This is a genomic window from Martinezella sp. CNPSo 3732, assembly GCF_057784515.1.
This window is the reverse complement of sequence record NZ_JBXSOO010000020.1, coordinates 80046-94491: the sequence shown is the minus strand read 5'-3', so window position 1 is coordinate 94491 and position 14446 is coordinate 80046. Positions and strand designations below refer to the sequence as shown.

At 59.1% G+C, this 14446-nt stretch carries 17 protein-coding genes and 1 tRNA gene; 10 read left to right on the top strand and 8 right to left on the bottom strand.

The window, feature by feature from the left end:
- Positions 1 to 123: 123 nt before the first annotated feature.
- Entirely contained in the window at positions 124 to 1170 is a 1047-nt protein-coding gene (locus AC13RM_RS25740; protein WP_285172970.1) for a threonine aldolase family protein, read from the top strand.
- A gap of 66 nt (positions 1171 to 1236) precedes the next feature.
- Here the strand turns inward: AC13RM_RS25740 and AC13RM_RS25735 are convergent, their stop codons facing one another.
- Both AC13RM_RS25735 and AC13RM_RS25730 read right to left on the bottom strand, forming a co-directional pair.
- Complete coding sequence (locus tag AC13RM_RS25735) at positions 1237 to 1497, bottom strand: hypothetical protein (protein WP_285172971.1); 261 nt, start codon at positions 1495 to 1497, stop codon at positions 1237 to 1239.
- Between the two features lie 44 nt (positions 1498 to 1541).
- On the bottom strand, positions 1542 to 2399 hold the full coding sequence (locus AC13RM_RS25730; protein WP_285172972.1) for a LysR family transcriptional regulator: 858 nt from the start codon (positions 2397 to 2399) through the stop codon (positions 1542 to 1544).
- Positions 2400 to 2506: 107 nt separating this feature from the next.
- Here AC13RM_RS25730 and AC13RM_RS25725 point away from each other — a divergent pair, with 107 nt between their 5' ends.
- Entirely contained in the window at positions 2507 to 3532 is a 1026-nt protein-coding gene (locus tag AC13RM_RS25725; protein WP_374816437.1) for a bile acid:sodium symporter family protein, read from the top strand.
- Between the two features lie 130 nt (positions 3533 to 3662).
- On the opposite strand, the gene AC13RM_RS25720 is transcribed toward AC13RM_RS25725, so the two are convergent.
- Positions 3663 to 4127, bottom strand: a complete 465-nt coding sequence (locus AC13RM_RS25720) for an Hsp20 family protein (protein WP_015341097.1) — start codon at positions 4125 to 4127, stop codon at positions 3663 to 3665.
- A gap of 356 nt (positions 4128 to 4483) precedes the next feature.
- Entirely contained in the window at positions 4484 to 4900 is a 417-nt protein-coding gene (locus AC13RM_RS25715) for a DUF2000 domain-containing protein (RefSeq protein ID WP_113230765.1), read from the bottom strand.
- A gap of 130 nt (positions 4901 to 5030) precedes the next feature.
- On the opposite strand from AC13RM_RS25715, the gene AC13RM_RS25710 reads away from it, so the two are divergent.
- From AC13RM_RS25710 to AC13RM_RS25700, 3 genes are all read left to right on the top strand, one after another.
- On the top strand, positions 5031 to 5510 hold the full coding sequence (locus AC13RM_RS25710) for an Lrp/AsnC family transcriptional regulator (RefSeq protein ID WP_374816438.1): 480 nt from the start codon (positions 5031 to 5033) through the stop codon (positions 5508 to 5510).
- Between the two features lie 132 nt (positions 5511 to 5642).
- Positions 5643 to 6710, top strand: coding sequence for a cyclic nucleotide-gated ion channel (locus AC13RM_RS25705; RefSeq protein WP_374816439.1), 1068 nt, complete (start codon positions 5643 to 5645; stop codon positions 6708 to 6710).
- Positions 6711 to 6838: 128 nt separating this feature from the next.
- A complete protein-coding gene (locus AC13RM_RS25700; RefSeq protein ID WP_374816440.1) occupies positions 6839 to 7813 on the top strand; it encodes an alpha/beta fold hydrolase in 975 nt (324 codons plus the stop codon).
- Positions 7814 to 7818: 5 nt separating this feature from the next.
- Here the strand turns inward: AC13RM_RS25700 and hisN are convergent, their stop codons facing one another.
- Positions 7819 to 8592, bottom strand: a complete 774-nt coding sequence (gene hisN, locus AC13RM_RS25695) for a histidinol-phosphatase (RefSeq protein ID WP_113230769.1) — start codon at positions 8590 to 8592, stop codon at positions 7819 to 7821.
- A gap of 490 nt (positions 8593 to 9082) precedes the next feature.
- Complete coding sequence (locus tag AC13RM_RS25690; RefSeq protein WP_374816441.1) at positions 9083 to 9982, bottom strand: N-formylglutamate amidohydrolase; 900 nt, start codon at positions 9980 to 9982, stop codon at positions 9083 to 9085.
- 272 nt (positions 9983 to 10254) lie between these two features.
- Between AC13RM_RS25690 and cpdR1 the strand changes: the two genes are divergently transcribed.
- Together cpdR1 and AC13RM_RS25680 are read left to right on the top strand one after the other, a co-directional pair.
- Positions 10255 to 10617 (top strand): response regulator CpdR1, encoded by a 363-nt coding sequence (gene cpdR1, locus AC13RM_RS25685; protein ID WP_004117561.1) that lies wholly within the window; start codon positions 10255 to 10257, stop codon positions 10615 to 10617.
- Between the two features lie 83 nt (positions 10618 to 10700).
- Positions 10701 to 10775, top strand: a tRNA-Val gene (locus AC13RM_RS25680).
- Between the two features lie 139 nt (positions 10776 to 10914).
- Here the strand turns inward: AC13RM_RS25680 and AC13RM_RS25675 are convergent.
- Complete coding sequence (locus AC13RM_RS25675) at positions 10915 to 11226, bottom strand: hypothetical protein (RefSeq protein ID WP_488555827.1); 312 nt, start codon at positions 11224 to 11226, stop codon at positions 10915 to 10917.
- A 213-nt stretch (positions 11227 to 11439) separates the two neighbouring features.
- Between AC13RM_RS25675 and AC13RM_RS25670 the strand changes: the two genes are divergently transcribed.
- Positions 11440 to 11685, top strand: coding sequence for a hypothetical protein (locus tag AC13RM_RS25670; RefSeq protein WP_113230771.1), 246 nt, complete (start codon positions 11440 to 11442; stop codon positions 11683 to 11685).
- Positions 11686 to 11861: 176 nt separating this feature from the next.
- Positions 11862 to 12332 carry a hypothetical protein gene (locus AC13RM_RS25665; protein ID WP_113230772.1) on the top strand — a complete coding sequence of 157 codons (471 nt, stop codon included), beginning with the start codon at positions 11862 to 11864 and terminating at the stop codon, positions 12330 to 12332.
- Positions 12333 to 12376: 44 nt separating this feature from the next.
- Here AC13RM_RS25665 and AC13RM_RS25660 read toward each other — a convergent pair whose 3' ends face one another.
- Positions 12377 to 12628 carry a hypothetical protein gene (locus tag AC13RM_RS25660; protein ID WP_374816442.1) on the bottom strand — a complete coding sequence of 84 codons (252 nt, stop codon included), beginning with the start codon at positions 12626 to 12628 and terminating at the stop codon, positions 12377 to 12379.
- Between the two features lie 421 nt (positions 12629 to 13049).
- Between AC13RM_RS25660 and AC13RM_RS25655 the strand changes: the two genes are divergently transcribed.
- Complete coding sequence (locus tag AC13RM_RS25655; RefSeq protein WP_113230774.1) at positions 13050 to 14150, top strand: DUF475 domain-containing protein; 1101 nt, start codon at positions 13050 to 13052, stop codon at positions 14148 to 14150.
- The last annotated feature ends 296 nt before the right edge of the window (positions 14151 to 14446 follow it).

Genomic DNA, 14446 nt, shown 5'->3' with positions numbered 1-14446 from the left:
GTCAATCAATTTCTGTGATGCATTCTTCAAACTCATGCTCTTGATAGGTTTTTGCATTGGCGTAATGTCCGCCCGATCCTATCTAATCTAGCCGCAATTCAATCCTCCATCTGGTGCATTTCCATGTTCTTTGCTTCCGATAACTGGGCCGGCGCCCATTCCAAAGTCGCCGAACGTCTGCTCGCCGCATCGAGTGGCTTTGCCTCCGCCTACGGTACAAGCGAGCTCGACCAGCATGTCGAAGCCAAATTCTCCGAGATCTTCGAGCGCGAGGTCGCGGTCTTCTTCGTAGCAACCGGCACGGCCGCCAATTCGCTGTCGCTTGCCAGCGTCCAGAAACCGGGCGGCATCAGCTTCTGCCATACCGAGGCACATGTCGCCGAAGACGAATGCGGCGCTCCTGACTTCTTCAGCGGTGCGCGTCTTGCGACCGTCGAAGGCGCCCTCGGCAAGATCGATCCCAAGGCGCTTGCCACCAAGATCGCCCGCTTCCCGCAGGATGCCGTCCATCACGGCCGCGCCGCCGCCGTAACGATCACTCAGGCGACGGAAATCGGCACAGTCTATTCGCTGGATGAGATCGATGCCATCGCGTCCATCGCCAAGGCGAACGGCCTACCGCTGCATATGGATGGCGCGCGTTTCGCCAACGCCCTCGTCGCGCTCGGCACGACGCCGGCCGAGATGACTTGGAGGCGCGGCGTCGATATCCTCTCCTTCGGCGGCACCAAAAACGGCTGCTGGTGCGCCGAGGCGATCGTTATCTTCGATCCAGAGAAGGCAAAGGAGATGCATTTCATCCGCAAACGCGCCGCCCAACTTTTCTCCAAGTCGCGCTTCATCGCCGCCCAGTTCGACGGTTATTTCCAGGATGGCCTCTGGCTCGATCTCGCCCGCCATTCCAACGGCATGGCCGATCGGCTGCGCGCCGGGCTGGAAAAGACCCCTGGCGCCCGTCCGGCGTGGTCAACAGCCTCGAACGAGATTTTTGCGATCATCCCCAAATCCTCCGCCAAGGCGGCCGAAAACAAGGGCGCGAAGTTCTACGAATGGCCGATTCCGGAGTCGCAGCCGGACCTGGTCGGCAGCGATGAAACGCTGATCCGGCTCGTGACCAGCTTCGCCACGACCGAGGCCGATGTGGCGAATTTCCTTGCCTGCCTGGCGTGATCCGCATGAAAAAGAGCGCCGGGGCTGGCCTTCAGGGCCAGACGGCGCTCGTAATGGGGCAAGAGGTCAATTTTGATTTCGATGGGCGATCATTGCGAAGTTCGATAGATCGTCGCGATCGGATGCTGGTGCGTTGTGTATAATCATCGTCATTGCCACGACGCAGGCGACAAGCCCGGAAATGAAGATGGCACCATATATCATCGGGCGACTATTCCTCCGCAATTCTCCCATCGCCACCTGAGATAGCAAAAGAAGCTGACTTTCGCCTGAAAACGGGCGCTGCAATAAATCAGCCGGCAAAATAAATCCGGATCTCATCTGCATGATGGGAAACGACTTTTAACGATATCTGATAAACGATTTTGTCGTCAGCTCGATCGCGGCCCCCTGACCTTCGCGAGTATATCGTCCGAGAGCGCCTTGACCAAAAGCTGGTCCGCGCCTTTGCGCGGCACCAGGACGAATTCCACGTCTTCGAGGACGGGCAGCCAGCCCGGCGCGGTCTCCAGCAATCCGGCAGGCGCCATGCTCTTCGGCTGTACGAGGACGCCCATGCCGGCGCGCGCCGCCGCCGTCAGGCCGCTCAGGCTGCCGCAGGTGCAGACGATGCGCCAGGGCATCTGCTGCCGGCGCAACGCCTCCAGCGCGACCGCGCGCGTAACGCTCGGCGTCGGAAAGGCGATCAACGGCAATGGTCCCGCAAGTTTGCGGATGCGATCCGGGTCTCGCGCCAGCCAGACCAGCGGCTCCCGGTAGACGAGCTTGCCCCTGCTGTCACCGAGCCGGCGCTTGGCAAGCACCAGATCGAGATCGCCATTATCCTGCATTTCATAAAGCACACCGCTGAGCGCAACTGTCAACTCGAGATCGACGGACGGATGCGAGCGCACGAAATCCTCAAGCACGTCCGGAAGCTGGCTGGTGACGAAATCCTCGGAAACCCCGAGCCGCAGATTGCCGCGCAGGCTGTTGCCGGCGAAAAGCTGCCGCACCTGGCCTTCGATCGACAGCATCTGGCGTGCGTGGCCGAGCAAGGCCTCGCCGTCGCCAGTCAGGACGACGCGATGCGTGTCGCGCGCCAAAAGCTTGCGACCGAGTTCCGTTTCCAGCCGCTGTATATGCTGGCTGACGGTCGATTGCCCAAGACCGAGCCGCTCGGCGGCCAGCGTGAAGCTGCCCATCTGCTCGACGGCGACGAAGCTCCGCAACTGGGTGAGATCAAGCATGGATTATCCTGTATTGCGATAACTGTTATTCCTTGCATCGTGGATCACAATAGGTCTATCTGCAAGGAGTATCATCAAGACTTGCAGATGCGATTGGAGTAGGCACGATGCGCCGCTTTCTTCCAGACACCTTCACCATGTTGCTGGTACTCACCGTCCTGACGGCATCCTTCTTTCCCGTGCAGGGGGCTAGCGCTCACTATTTCAGCATTGCCACCAACGTCGCCATCGGCCTGTTGTTTTTCCTGCATGGTGCACGCCTGTCGCGCGATGTCGTCATCGCCGGCATGCTGCACTGGCGGCTGCATCTCGTCATCCTGCTGACGACCTTCGGCATCTTTCCGCTGCTGGTGCTGGCCATGGGCCAAATCGTCCCGAACAGCATCCTGCCCGTCTCGCTTTATACCGGCATGCTGTTTTTGAGCGTTCTGCCGTCAACCGTGCAGTCCTCGATCGCCTTCACCTCCATCGCCGGCGGCAATGTGCCGGCTGCGATCTGCTCGGCGTCGGCCTCCAATATTTTCGGCATGTTCCTGACGCCGCTGCTCGTCGGCATCCTATTTTCGGTCGGCGGCCAAGGCGGTGGCTTTTCCTGGGATGTTCTGTGGCAGATCATGCTGCAGCTGCTCGCCCCTTTCATCGCCGGCCAGCTGCTGCAGCCATGGATCGGCAGCTGGATCCGTTCGAAGAAAAAGATCCTGATGCCGGTCGATCGCGGCTCGATCCTCATGGTCGTCTATTCAGCCTTCAGCGAGGCCGTGGTGGAAGGATTGTGGCATACCTTTTCCGTCCTCGACATCGTCACAGTCATCATCGCGAATATGGTGCTTCTGGCGATGGTAATCTGCATCACCATGTTCGGCAGCCGCGCCCTCGGTTTTGAAAAGGCCGACGAAATCACCATTACCTTCTGCGGTTCGAAGAAGTCGCTGGCAAGCGGTGTGCCGATGGCCAACGTCATCTTCGCCGGCCAGAGTATCGGCGCCATCGTGCTGCCGCTCATGCTGTTCCATCAGATCCAGCTGATGACCTGCGCAGTGCTCGCCCAGAAATATGCCGATGCCGCCAAGCGGCGTGAGGCTGCGAAGGCTCAGGCGGGAACGAAAACGGGCGAAGCGACAAACGCAGCCTGAGTCCTCCGATAACACACAAAACGAAAGCGGCGCCCCGATGGAGCGCCGCTTCTTTGATCTTGGGAGGATCAGGAGCATGACGGGAGAAACCGTCAGCTCGGCATGACGGTCCAAGACCGTCATGCTGTACTTAGTTGATGTGAGCCTCGATGGCCTTCGGGGTTTCCACGGGCTCGGCCGCAATGGAGATACGGCGGGGCTTCATGGCTTCGGGAATGTTGCGCAGCAGGTCGATGTGCAGCAAACCGTTCTTCAGTGAAGCAGCCTGAACCTCGACATGGTCGGCAAGCTGGAAACGACGCTCGAAGGCGCGCTTGGCGATACCGCGATAGAGATATTCGCTGGTTTCAGCCGGCTCCTCGCTCTTTTCGCCCTTGACCTGAAGGACATGGGCGTGGGCCTCGATGCTCAGTTCCTTTTCATCGAAACCGGCAACGGCCATGGTGATGCGATAGGTGTTTTCACCCGTGCGCTCGATATTGTAGGGCGGATAGGTCTGGGCCTGATCCGGCTGGCCAAGGCTGTCGAGCATGGTGAACAGACGGTCGAAACCGACGGTGGAACGATAAAGGGGAGAGAAGTCTACGTGACGCATGGAAGTCCTCCTGTGAGCGACAATTGCGATTTCAATTCCTGTCCCATGACCCCACTCGGGGCGGCCTCGGGACGGTTCTGCGAGCCCGTTTGGCACCCGCGAAAAAGAGATGGGGATCGCTTTTCCCGAGTTCAAGCCCCCTGTGCCTCCACCCTCATTTTGCGGAAAATCGCTGCGTGAACCGCAGATGAACGGATGGTTCGGAACCCGTTCAGGCTGGCTGGCCTATCCTCAAAACCATCGGAACACCATCGTCCGATGACTGAAGTGTATCGTCCCTTCTTCTTCAGTCCTTGCTCGGCCGGCGAAGCGGATCTCTCTATCTCCGCAAGCCGGCCTTTTTTCTTTTACGGACACTACCGCAAAAGCTTCAGCGAACCGGTGAGCGATTTCACCCATTTCGAAGGCCCCGCCAACCCGAGGCCGTCGATGGCCTCCCCGGCGAGATCGCGATCCGGAAACGTCGCCTCATATTCCCTGTAATCGTGCAGCGAGCGGGCAAAGGCAGGAAACGGAACGATCGCACGGTCGTTTTCTACCGGCAAGGTCTTCAGCAACAGAGATCGTATGGTTTCCGCATCCGCCTGCAGTATCGGAACGGGCATGTTCGAACTGATGTCGATGGTGCGCTCCTCCCTGTCGGTCAACTGCCTGGCCGCGAGCGCAGGAAACTTTGCGCCCAACCCAATCGAGATGGCGCCGGCAGTGTTGGCGATCAGACCGAGCGGTAATACCGGATTGATGACGATTGCTAGGCGAATATTGGGAAGCATGGAGACCTGCTGCGATTGACATAGGGAATCGCAGGATATCTCTCTTGCTGGGGATAATCTTACCTTTCATTGCCGTGTATTTGAACAATGTGGTAGGACCTACCTCACATCAGCAATTCCAAGGTTAAATATGCCCCATACCCTTGAGCCCATCGATCTGAAGATTCTCGGCGCGCTTCAGAAGGATGGGCGCCTGACGAACCAAGCGCTTTCATCCGAAGTCGGGCTCTCGACATCTCCGTGCTGGCGGCGCGTGCGCCAGCTGGAAGAAACCGGCGTGATCCAGGGTTATACGGCCACGCTCGACAGGCGCCAGATCGGCCTCGGCGTTCTCGCCTTCATCAGGGTGAAAATCGACAGCCACAGCGAGGCGGAAGCCGAGGAATTCTCCCGCGACGTCCTGAAACTCAGCGAGGTCGTCGCCTGCTACAGCATCGCCGGCGATGCGGATTTCCTGCTGCAAGTGGTCGCGACCGATCTCGACAGCTATGCCGATTTCGCCATGGCGGTGGTGCGCCGGCTGCCACGCATCAAGGAGATGCAGACGACCTTCGTGCTGAAGGAAATCAAGCCTTTCAAGGGCTTTCCGCTGGAGATCGGCCACCGATAACAGTGAAAGCATAGAGTGCCGGGTGAGGCATGGGGGAGACAGCACGTCCCTATGCTCTTTACGTTTCGATCGAAGCCATCCTATTCTCAGGCGAGTGGCTGCCCGCCCTAGGGTGTTGCCCGGGGGTATTGAATGTCGGCGCTCTCTTTCTCGAAGATTTCCTCATCGCTGAATACGCTGCTGGCTGCCATCGGTCTGCTGACGGTGGCGGCGCTTACCACGCCTGATATCGTCGGACAGACCAGGCTCATACTGGAAGCCCTTCTTGCCGGCGTCTGGGCTGTCTATGTCCTGCAATTGATCGAGACGCTGGTCATGCACCGCGCAAGGGGCGTTCGCGGCAGGATACCGGAAATCGCGGTCGACATACTGGCCGTTCTGGTCCCGCTGGCCGCCTTCCTTCTCATCCGCGGGCGCGACCAAAGCCTCTATTGCGCCATCTGGCTTTTGAAGCCGCTGCGCGGTTCAACCTTTTTCCGGTTACTGGGCAGGGTCCTGACCAAGGAGGCGCGCAACCTGATCGGCGTCACCTCGATTTTCGGCATCGTTCTGTTCGCCGCAGCGCTTGCCGCTTACATCATCGAACGCGACGTCCAGCCCGACAAGTTCGGCAGCATTCCCCTGGCAATGTGGTGGGCCGTGACGACGCTGTCGACCACAGGCTATGGCGACGAGATCCCGCAAAGTCTCGCCGGCCGCACCCTTGCCGGGCTGGTCATGATGTGCGGCATCGGCATCTTCGCCTTATGGGCCGGCATTCTCGCCACCGGTTTCTACGAAGAGGTTCGCCGCCAGGACTTCGTGCGCAACTGGCAGCTGGTGGCGGGAGTGCCATTGTTTCAGAAGCTCGGCTCAGGCGCCCTCATCGAAATTGTACGGGCGCTGCGACCTCGCGTCGTGCCGGCCGGCGGCATCATCTGCCGCAAGGGCGAGGCCGGCGATCAGATGTACTTCATCGTCGAGGGCCGCGTCAGCGTCGCCACGCCGAACCCGGTGGAACTCGGCTCCGGCAGCTTCTTCGGGGAAATGGCGCTGATCACCGGCGAGCCCCGCTCGGCAACCGTCAGCGCCGCGACCGAAGTCTCGCTGCTGTCGCTCTATGCGTCAGATTTCCAGATGCTGTCGAGTAGCAGCCCGGAGATCGCCGAGATCATTCGTCAGACGGCGCTGGAACGGCGCGGCGCGGTATCGAAGAGCTGATACGGACGATCTTCATGGTGTCGGTCTTTGAGCGCATCGTTCGGAGAAAGCCATAAACCTGTTGCAATTCCCCCAGCCTGCGCTATCCCCTTGAGACGGGACATTGGTCAGCGAGGCGCGACACCGTCATGGATTCGATCCTCTATTCCACCGCAGACAATCCGGTGCCGGAAAACCGCACCGAAGGGTTCTTCGAAAGTTTCGACGGCCGCAAGCTGCGTTATGCCGTCTTCCGCTGCGAGCAGCCGGTCGCCAAGGGAACCGTTGTTCTGCTGCAGGGCCGTAATGAATTCATCGAGAAATATTTCGAGACGATCCGCGACCTCACAGCCAAGGGCCTTTGGGTCGCGACCTTCGATCTGCGCGGCCAGGGTGGATCGGAGAGACTGCTGAAGGACCCCTTGCGCGGCCATATCCGGCACTTTTCCGATTATGAGCGCGATCTGACCGCCTTCCTCGACAAGATCGTCCTGCCGGATACGCGTCTGCCCTTCTTTCTCCTCGCCCATTCGACGGGCGGTCTGATTGCCCTGTCCGCGGCGCCGAGGCTTGCGACACGAATTGAGCGCATGGTGCTGTCTGCTCCGTTCATCGGCTTGACCGGCCACGGCGCCTCCCCCGGCTTTATCCGCTTTCTGTCCGGCGCGGTCTGCGGTATCGGCCTTGGCCGCATCCAGTTCAGCAAGAAGTTCAAGGAAAGGCCATTTGCTGAAAACCCGCTGACGACGGACGAGCAGCGCTACCGCCGCAACATCGGCATCGGCACCACCTATCCGCAGCTTTGCCTGGGACCGCCGACAGCACGCTGGCTATCGCAGGCCCTGCGGGCGATCGAACGGGTCAACAGGCCCGAACACCTGTTTTCAATTCAAGTCCCCACCGTCTTGATTGCGCCGACGCGCGACGGCGTGGTGCCTTATGCCGATCAGGAGCGGCTGTCGCGCTATTTCCGCGCCGCACAGCTGGTGCCGGTTCACGGTGCCAAGCATGAAATCCTGCAGGAACGGGATGTCTATCGCAACCAGGCACTTGCCGCGATCCACGCCTTCATCCCCGGCAGCGACACCGAAACCAATGCCTACGAAACAGAAGCGGAAGCCTAGGCGGCTTAGCGAGACAGGACAGCCAAAGCCTGCTCATAAACGGCGCGGCTGCCTGCGGCGATGATCGTTCCGCCCATCTCCGGCCGGCCGCCATCCCAGGTGGTCATGATGCCGCCGGCCTGCTCGATGACCGGAATGATGCCGCCTACATCATAGGGCTTCAGCGAATTCTCGATGACGAGATCGATATGGCCCGCGGCAAGCAGCGCATAGGCATAACAATCGCAGCCGTAGCGAAAGAGGCGCACCTGACTTTCGATCTCGCGATATTTGGCAAGCTCATCATCGACGAAGAGATGCGGCGAGGTGGTAAAGAGGATGGCATTCGAAAGGCTGCCGCAATCGCGGACCTGCAGCCGCCTTTCGCCGTCCGGGCCGGAATAGGTAGCGCCGTTGCCATCGGCAAAATAGCGCTCGCCGGTGAAGGGCTGGTCGATCAGGCCCATGACGGCGCGGCCGTTCTTCTGCAGGCCGATCAGCGTTCCCCAGACCGGGACGCCCGAGATGAAGGCGCGCGTGCCGTCGATCGGATCGATGACCCAGACATGCTCGCGGTCGAGCCCCACATTGCCATGCTCCTCTCCCAGAATGCCATGTTCGGGGAATTCGGCCTCGATCAACGCGCGAATCGCCTGTTCGGCCGCACGGTCCCCTTCCGTCACGGGGTCAAAGCCCTGGGCTTCCTTATTGACCACATCGATGCCGGCACGAAAGCGCGGCAGGGTTTCGGCCTTGGCCGCTTCGGCCAGACGATAGAAGAACGAGCGATCGGGAAGCATGGTGAATCCGGATAGGTGGCAGGATGGCGATGTCATACCGCATGTAGGCCGTGAAGCAAACCGGATGATGACGCGCTGGGCGCAATGCCTGCGGATCAGGCAGCATTTTTGAATTTGCCTAAATATTTTGCACTGCAATAAAGTGCTTGACATTTGTGCAATGCAGCAGCAATATCCTCATGCAGTCTTTCGACTGTAAATACCCTCCTTGGGTGTTTCCTCCCTAGACTTAGCCGCGCCACGAGCGCGGTTCTTTTTTGGGAGCAAGCCTCATTCGAAAGGCGCGACGAACTCGGGGCAATATCTCGCCCCTGGCGGGCAAGAAAGCAATTTCACCGGTTTAGGAATTGCAAGAGCGGGGGCAAGTTTCTTGCTTTTCTCATTGTGAGATTCGGCACGTCCCTACCTATCCCCTCTCTTGCAAAATCTAGCACTTAGCTAAAGCTAAATGCTGATTTTGCTTTCTCGCCCGCCAGGGGGCGAGATATCGCTACTCCGCCGCCAGCGCCGGATCGCCCGTATAGGACTCCACATGCTCGGCCATGCGCTTCATGAACAGCGTGATGGCGGCGGCCACCTTGTTGAAATCCGGGCGCTTCTCGAGTGTCGTTTCGTCGACGTAAAGCGACCGGTTGACCTCGATCTGCAGGGCATGCAGCCCGCGGGAGGGGCGGCCGTAGTGCTCGGTGATGAAACCGCCTGCATAGGGCTTGTTACGTACAGCGTTGAAGCCAAGCTCCTCTAGGATCTGCATGGCCGCGCGCGAAAGCTCCGCCGAGGCGCTGGTGCCGTAGCGATCGCCGAGAATGAAATCCGGCCGCATGTTGCTACCGGCGATACGGATATTGCCCGGCATGGAATGACAATCGACCAGCACGCCGAAGCCGAATTTCACATGGGTGCGCGCGATCAGCCGCCGCAGCGTGGCGTGGTAAGGCTTGTAGATGGTATCGATTCGCTTCAGCGCATCCTCGACCGGAACGCGACGCGCATAGATCTCCATATTCTCGGCAACGATTCGCGGGATCGTGCCGAGACCACCGGCGACCCGCAGCGAGTTGATGTTCGCATAGGACGGCAAGGCACCATCGAACATGCGCGGATCGAGCTCATAGGGCTCGCGATTGACGTCAATATAGGCGCGCGGAAAATTGGCAAACAGCAGCGGCGCACCGAGAGAGCTTGCCGCCGAAAAAAGCTCGTCGACATAATGATCCTCGGAGCGGCGGATAGCGATGCCCTGCAGACGGGATTGGGCGACGAAATCGGGGGGATAGACGCGACCACTATGAGGCGAGCTGTAGACAAACGGTATCGTCTGGGAGGCTGGCTCCAATACCTCGAAAATCTCGAAACTGCGCATTTCCGCGGACATCAACGTCTTTACCATGTCAACAACTTGTCGCAGTAATCATGTTGCCAGTTGCATGACCGCAAGTCCATAGTAACTTGAGCGAAATGGCCTTAATCCAAAACACCGTATTCGGAATCTCGGATGCCCGGTCAGCGAAAACGCAGGACGTTTTCGTGGAATGCACTCGTGCTTCGAACAAATGCTGGAATGGCGCGTTTTGGCTGACCATTCACGGCTTGTTTACGGCGCCGCGGTACCCTAAACGCTGGACGAGTCCAAAAAGACAAAGTTGATTAGCGATAGAGATGATGACCCAGAAGATACTTCTTGCCGAAGACGACAACGACATGCGTCGCTTTCTCGTGAAGGCACTCGAAAAAGCCGGCTACAAGGTCTTGTCCTTTGACAATGGAGCCAGCGCTTACGACCGGCTGCGCGAAGAGCCGTTCTCGCTGCTTTTGACCGACATCGTTATGCCCGAGATGGACGGCATCGAGCTGGCGCGGCGCGCCACCGAGCTCGACCCCGATCTGAAAGTCATGTTCATCACCGGTTTTGCCGCCGTCGCCTTGAACCCCGATTCGAAGGCGCCGAAGGATGCAAAGGTCCTTTCCAAGCCTTTCCACCTTCGCGAGCTCGTCGACGAAGTGAACAAACTCCTTGCCGCGTAAGGCTTTCGGCGGCCACGTCACAAAACCGAAAAAAGCCTATTGACGGCCACCGAGGTTTTGTGATCTATGCGCCGCCATCGGATGGGCGTGTAGCTCAGCGGGAGAGCACTACGTTGACATCGTAGGGGTCACAGGTTCAATCCCTGTCACGCCCACCATCCTAATTCGCTGAAAAGCAAGGCCTTTCGAGAAATCGAAAGGCCTTTTTCATTTCCTGTCGTTTGGCTATGCCTGCGCATGTCACGGGAGTTTTTACATTGGCAAAATGTTCGCCAGGCCGCGACCGTTTGTCGACGGTCAGCGATCCAGAATATGCCGCAGCACCGCCGTCGTCGGATAGGCATAGACGCCACGATCAACGAAGCCTTGGCGATACAGGCAATTCCTGAGAGCCAGCCAATATAGCGTGCTGTTCGCATCCGGCGATCCACGCCGCCAGGAATAGGCTTCGGGCTCGCAATGATTGAGAGCCCTGTCGTATCTTGCCAGCACCACCGGATCGCTGTCGGCGCGAATGCCGCCATGATAGGTCTGGTAATTCGAATGCGCCTCACCGGCAGAGACGCATGCCAGGCTCAAAATCGCTCCCAGCGCTAACATCATTCTCATGTGTTTCGATCTCCAACTAGCCGCGTCTCGAAAAATTCGAGCGCAGGTCGAGAATAGTAGTCTTTTGAAAGATAGCCAATCACATGCTGCTGTTCGTTGCGATTGCGAGTTGAACGGAGCCTGCGACACAAGTTCCCGCCACAAGCCGCTTGACTTCCGGCCGCGCCGTCATCCTACTGTCATATCGGCGCATCGATCATACGGGAGGACGAGATGACGGTGGTGAAGCGGCAGTTCTACAAGAACCACAAGCCCAACGGCGATGAATATATGTTTCACCTCGCCCGCGACACCGAAAGCGGGGAGGTCTATGTCATTCGCCAGGCGGATTATGTCGTCGACGGCGGCAGCGAGACGAGCATGACCCTTTATGAATTCCTGGCAGGGGGCGGCAATCGCCAGAATGCCCTGCTGCAGTTGATCGGCTCGCTCGTGCCGGAATCGGCGCAGCAACATTAGCGCACTTCGCGCAGGGATCGCAGCTAGCCTTGCGATAGCGAGATGTGTGACGTCAGACGCTGAAACGCCCAGCGTGAATCCGAGCGATTTCAGCGGGCTTCGGGTTTGCGTCCGCTTCGGGTTGACTGCCACATTTGGATCGGCGAATCTGCCAGGGCTTGAAAGGAGCCCCTCTTATGCGATTCGCAGGCATTGCTTTTGGATTGACCGTCTTGGCCGCAACCTCGGCCGGCGCAGTGGATGATTTCCCATCGAAAGGCGTCACCGTCGTTAGCGGAAAATGCTCCAAGCTCGTGGTCGGCAAGCTCGATGCCTCCAAGGGATGCAAGGCCGAAATCGCCAGCGTTACCGGCCCCGATGGATCCGTGACCTTCATCTTCACGTCCGGCGGCAAGATGCTCGGCTTCCAAGGCAACGGGAAGGGCATCAAGGCAGGCGGCCAGAAGGGGACGGCGCAGTTACCGATCGACGTCATCTCGACCGGTGCCGGCGGCAAGATATCGGGCCAGGTCGAAGCGAAGGGCGCCTGCACCTTCGCCAACCCCTATGCCGGCAAGCCGGTCGCCATCGAATGCTCGGCGAAATCGACCGAAATGAGCTTCAACGGCAGCTTCACATCCGACGGCAAGGCACCTCGGCACAAGTAGCGGTCATTCGCCGCACGGCCAGCACCCGAGTTCCAGCACCCGAATTAATGCCGCGGCGTAGTCTTTTGCTTCCGGCCATGATTGGCATCGCCCGGTGCCTCGCGCGACAGATCTGCGCCGTTGACGTGTGCGGGAACGTGCACATCCTCGTGGGTCACGGGATGCAGAGTAAGATCTACCTGATGCGGCGGCAGGACCTGAGCTTGGCGTAGCGTATTCGGCCGTGCCTTTTTCTGCCGTTCCGTCAGTTCCGGTTTTTTCGTTTGCGACTTGTGGTGAATGGGTGTCGGGCTCATCGGAGCTTCTCCTGTCTGTCGCTGTTGTCGGGATGATGATCCGCCTGGGATTTTGAAGCGGCGGGCGGCACAAGGCCGCTTGATGGGCAAACGCAGGCCCTCTCTGTTTGGTTCCTCAAATTCGCAATTATCAAGGGCAGTTGCTGTCGCCACGATTTCAACTCTTGACCTGCATCGCAACTTCACTAACTATGAAACATCTCCGCGCCTCCCTGACATCGGCGACGGATTGAACTTTGGTGCCGGGCCCCTCTGGCGAGAGTTTTCACGGCGCTCTCGCGATGTCGGTACCGCCTGCAGATGAGCCGGCGGACTTCGTTTTCATGATCAGCTTGACCATGCCTGACCCGCATGCCGTCTTCGGTATGCGGCTATGCGCGCAATCCGGATGGATTCACTCCCTTTGCGACGAGGCGCGCCCATGAGCTCGCCCACCGCTTCAAAATCCGTGCTCGGCTATTTCGGTTGGGCCTTCGCCGTAACCGTCGGCGGCCTGGCGCTTGGTGCGCTGTTGGGCTGGAACACCACCGGCACCTTTAGCGGTCTTGCAACAGCCTTCTTCATCTGTGCCGTCCTGGCCGTGCTCGAAATCTCGCTCTCCTTCGACAATGCCATCGTCAATGCCAACAAGCTGAAGGAGATGACGCCGGTCTGGCAGCATCGCTTCCTGACCTGGGGCATCATCATCGCCGTCTTCGGCATGCGGATCGTCTTTCCGCTGGCGATCGTCGCCATCGCCGCCTGGATCGATCCGTGGGAAGCGTTGAAACTCGCCGCGACCAGGCCCGAGCAATATGCAGAGATCATGCAAGCGGCGCATCTGCCGATCGCTGCCTTCGGCGGCACCTTCCTGATGATGGTGGGCCTGACCTATTTCTTCAATCACGAAAAGGACGTGCACTGGATCAGCTTCATTGAAAAAAGGATGGCGCATTTCGCCACCGTCAAGGGCGTTGAGATCGCCTTCGTGCTGATCATGGTTCTCATCTTCACTTCCGTGCTCGACGGTGACGACGCCACGACCTTCCTGCATGCCTCGATCTACGGCCTCCTGACCTTCCTGCTCGTGGAGGTTCTGGCCGGCTTCCTCGACGCCTCGCAAAGAACGATGAGCGCGGCGGCAAAGGGTGGCTTCGGCGCTTTTCTCTATCTCGAAATCCTCGATGCCAGCTTCTCCTTCGACGGCGTCATCGGCGCCTTCGCTCTTACCCAGAACCTCTTCATCATCGCGATCGGCCTCGGCATCGGCGCCATGTACGTCCGCTCCATGACGATCATGCTGGTGGAAAAGGGCACGCTCGCCCACTATCGCTACCTCGAACATGGCGCCTTCTACGCCATCCTGATCCTTTCGGTGATCATGTACGTGCAGACGCTGACGCATATCCCGGAGGTCATAACCGGCCTCGGCGGCGCGGCCCTGATCGGCATCTCGCTCTGGTCCTCGATCCGGTACAACAGGCGCAATGGTCTCAACCATGCGCCGGTGCATGATGAAGAGCACGACAGGGCGGAAGCTTGATCTCCGACGTGTGATGATCACCCCATGGCCTCGCTGGCCTATGGTGGATCTTGAGGGGGCGGAGTCGGACCTATCGATTCTGCCTCTCTCCCCTCGCCTTTGGAAAGGCGCATGCAGCGGACTTTCATCGGGATTTCCACGCTAAGATCGCCGAATGTTTACGCTGCTGGCATATTAGCGCTAGCGTTTTGCCGAAAAATATCGCAATGGCGATTAGCGTTGTCGAAGGAGCATGGCGGAAAGCGCAACGGTTGCGCTCTTGACGGCCGGCTCTCGGTTGAAGTGTCCAGGAGAGG

Bases quoted from the DNA above. Each gene is read 5' to 3' on its own strand.
- AC13RM_RS25740 (WP_285172970.1), top strand. From the start codon at position 124: ATGTTCTTTGCTTCCGATAACTGGGCCGGCGCCCATTCCAAAGTCGCC.
- AC13RM_RS25735 (WP_285172971.1), bottom strand. From the start codon at position 1,497: ATGCAGATGAGATCCGGATTTATTTTGCCGGCTGATTTATTGCAGCGC.
- AC13RM_RS25730 (WP_285172972.1), bottom strand. From the start codon at position 2,399: ATGCTTGATCTCACCCAGTTGCGGAGCTTCGTCGCCGTCGAGCAGATG.
- AC13RM_RS25725 (WP_374816437.1), top strand. From the start codon at position 2,507: ATGCGCCGCTTTCTTCCAGACACCTTCACCATGTTGCTGGTACTCACC.
- AC13RM_RS25720 (WP_015341097.1), bottom strand. From the start codon at position 4,127: ATGCGTCACGTAGACTTCTCTCCCCTTTATCGTTCCACCGTCGGTTTC.
- AC13RM_RS25715 (WP_113230765.1), bottom strand. From the start codon at position 4,900: ATGCTTCCCAATATTCGCCTAGCAATCGTCATCAATCCGGTATTACCG.
- AC13RM_RS25710 (WP_374816438.1), top strand. From the start codon at position 5,031: ATGCCCCATACCCTTGAGCCCATCGATCTGAAGATTCTCGGCGCGCTT.
- AC13RM_RS25705 (WP_374816439.1), top strand. From the start codon at position 5,643: ATGTCGGCGCTCTCTTTCTCGAAGATTTCCTCATCGCTGAATACGCTG.
- AC13RM_RS25700 (WP_374816440.1), top strand. From the start codon at position 6,839: ATGGATTCGATCCTCTATTCCACCGCAGACAATCCGGTGCCGGAAAAC.
- hisN (WP_113230769.1), bottom strand. From the start codon at position 8,592: ATGCTTCCCGATCGCTCGTTCTTCTATCGTCTGGCCGAAGCGGCCAAG.
- AC13RM_RS25690 (WP_374816441.1), bottom strand. From the start codon at position 9,982: ATGGTAAAGACGTTGATGTCCGCGGAAATGCGCAGTTTCGAGATTTTC.
- cpdR1 (WP_004117561.1), top strand. From the start codon at position 10,255: ATGACCCAGAAGATACTTCTTGCCGAAGACGACAACGACATGCGTCGC.
- AC13RM_RS25675 (WP_488555827.1), bottom strand. From the start codon at position 11,226: ATGAGAATGATGTTAGCGCTGGGAGCGATTTTGAGCCTGGCATGCGTC.
- AC13RM_RS25670 (WP_113230771.1), top strand. From the start codon at position 11,440: ATGACGGTGGTGAAGCGGCAGTTCTACAAGAACCACAAGCCCAACGGC.
- AC13RM_RS25665 (WP_113230772.1), top strand. From the start codon at position 11,862: ATGCGATTCGCAGGCATTGCTTTTGGATTGACCGTCTTGGCCGCAACC.
- AC13RM_RS25660 (WP_374816442.1), bottom strand. From the start codon at position 12,628: ATGAGCCCGACACCCATTCACCACAAGTCGCAAACGAAAAAACCGGAA.
- AC13RM_RS25655 (WP_113230774.1), top strand. From the start codon at position 13,050: ATGAGCTCGCCCACCGCTTCAAAATCCGTGCTCGGCTATTTCGGTTGG.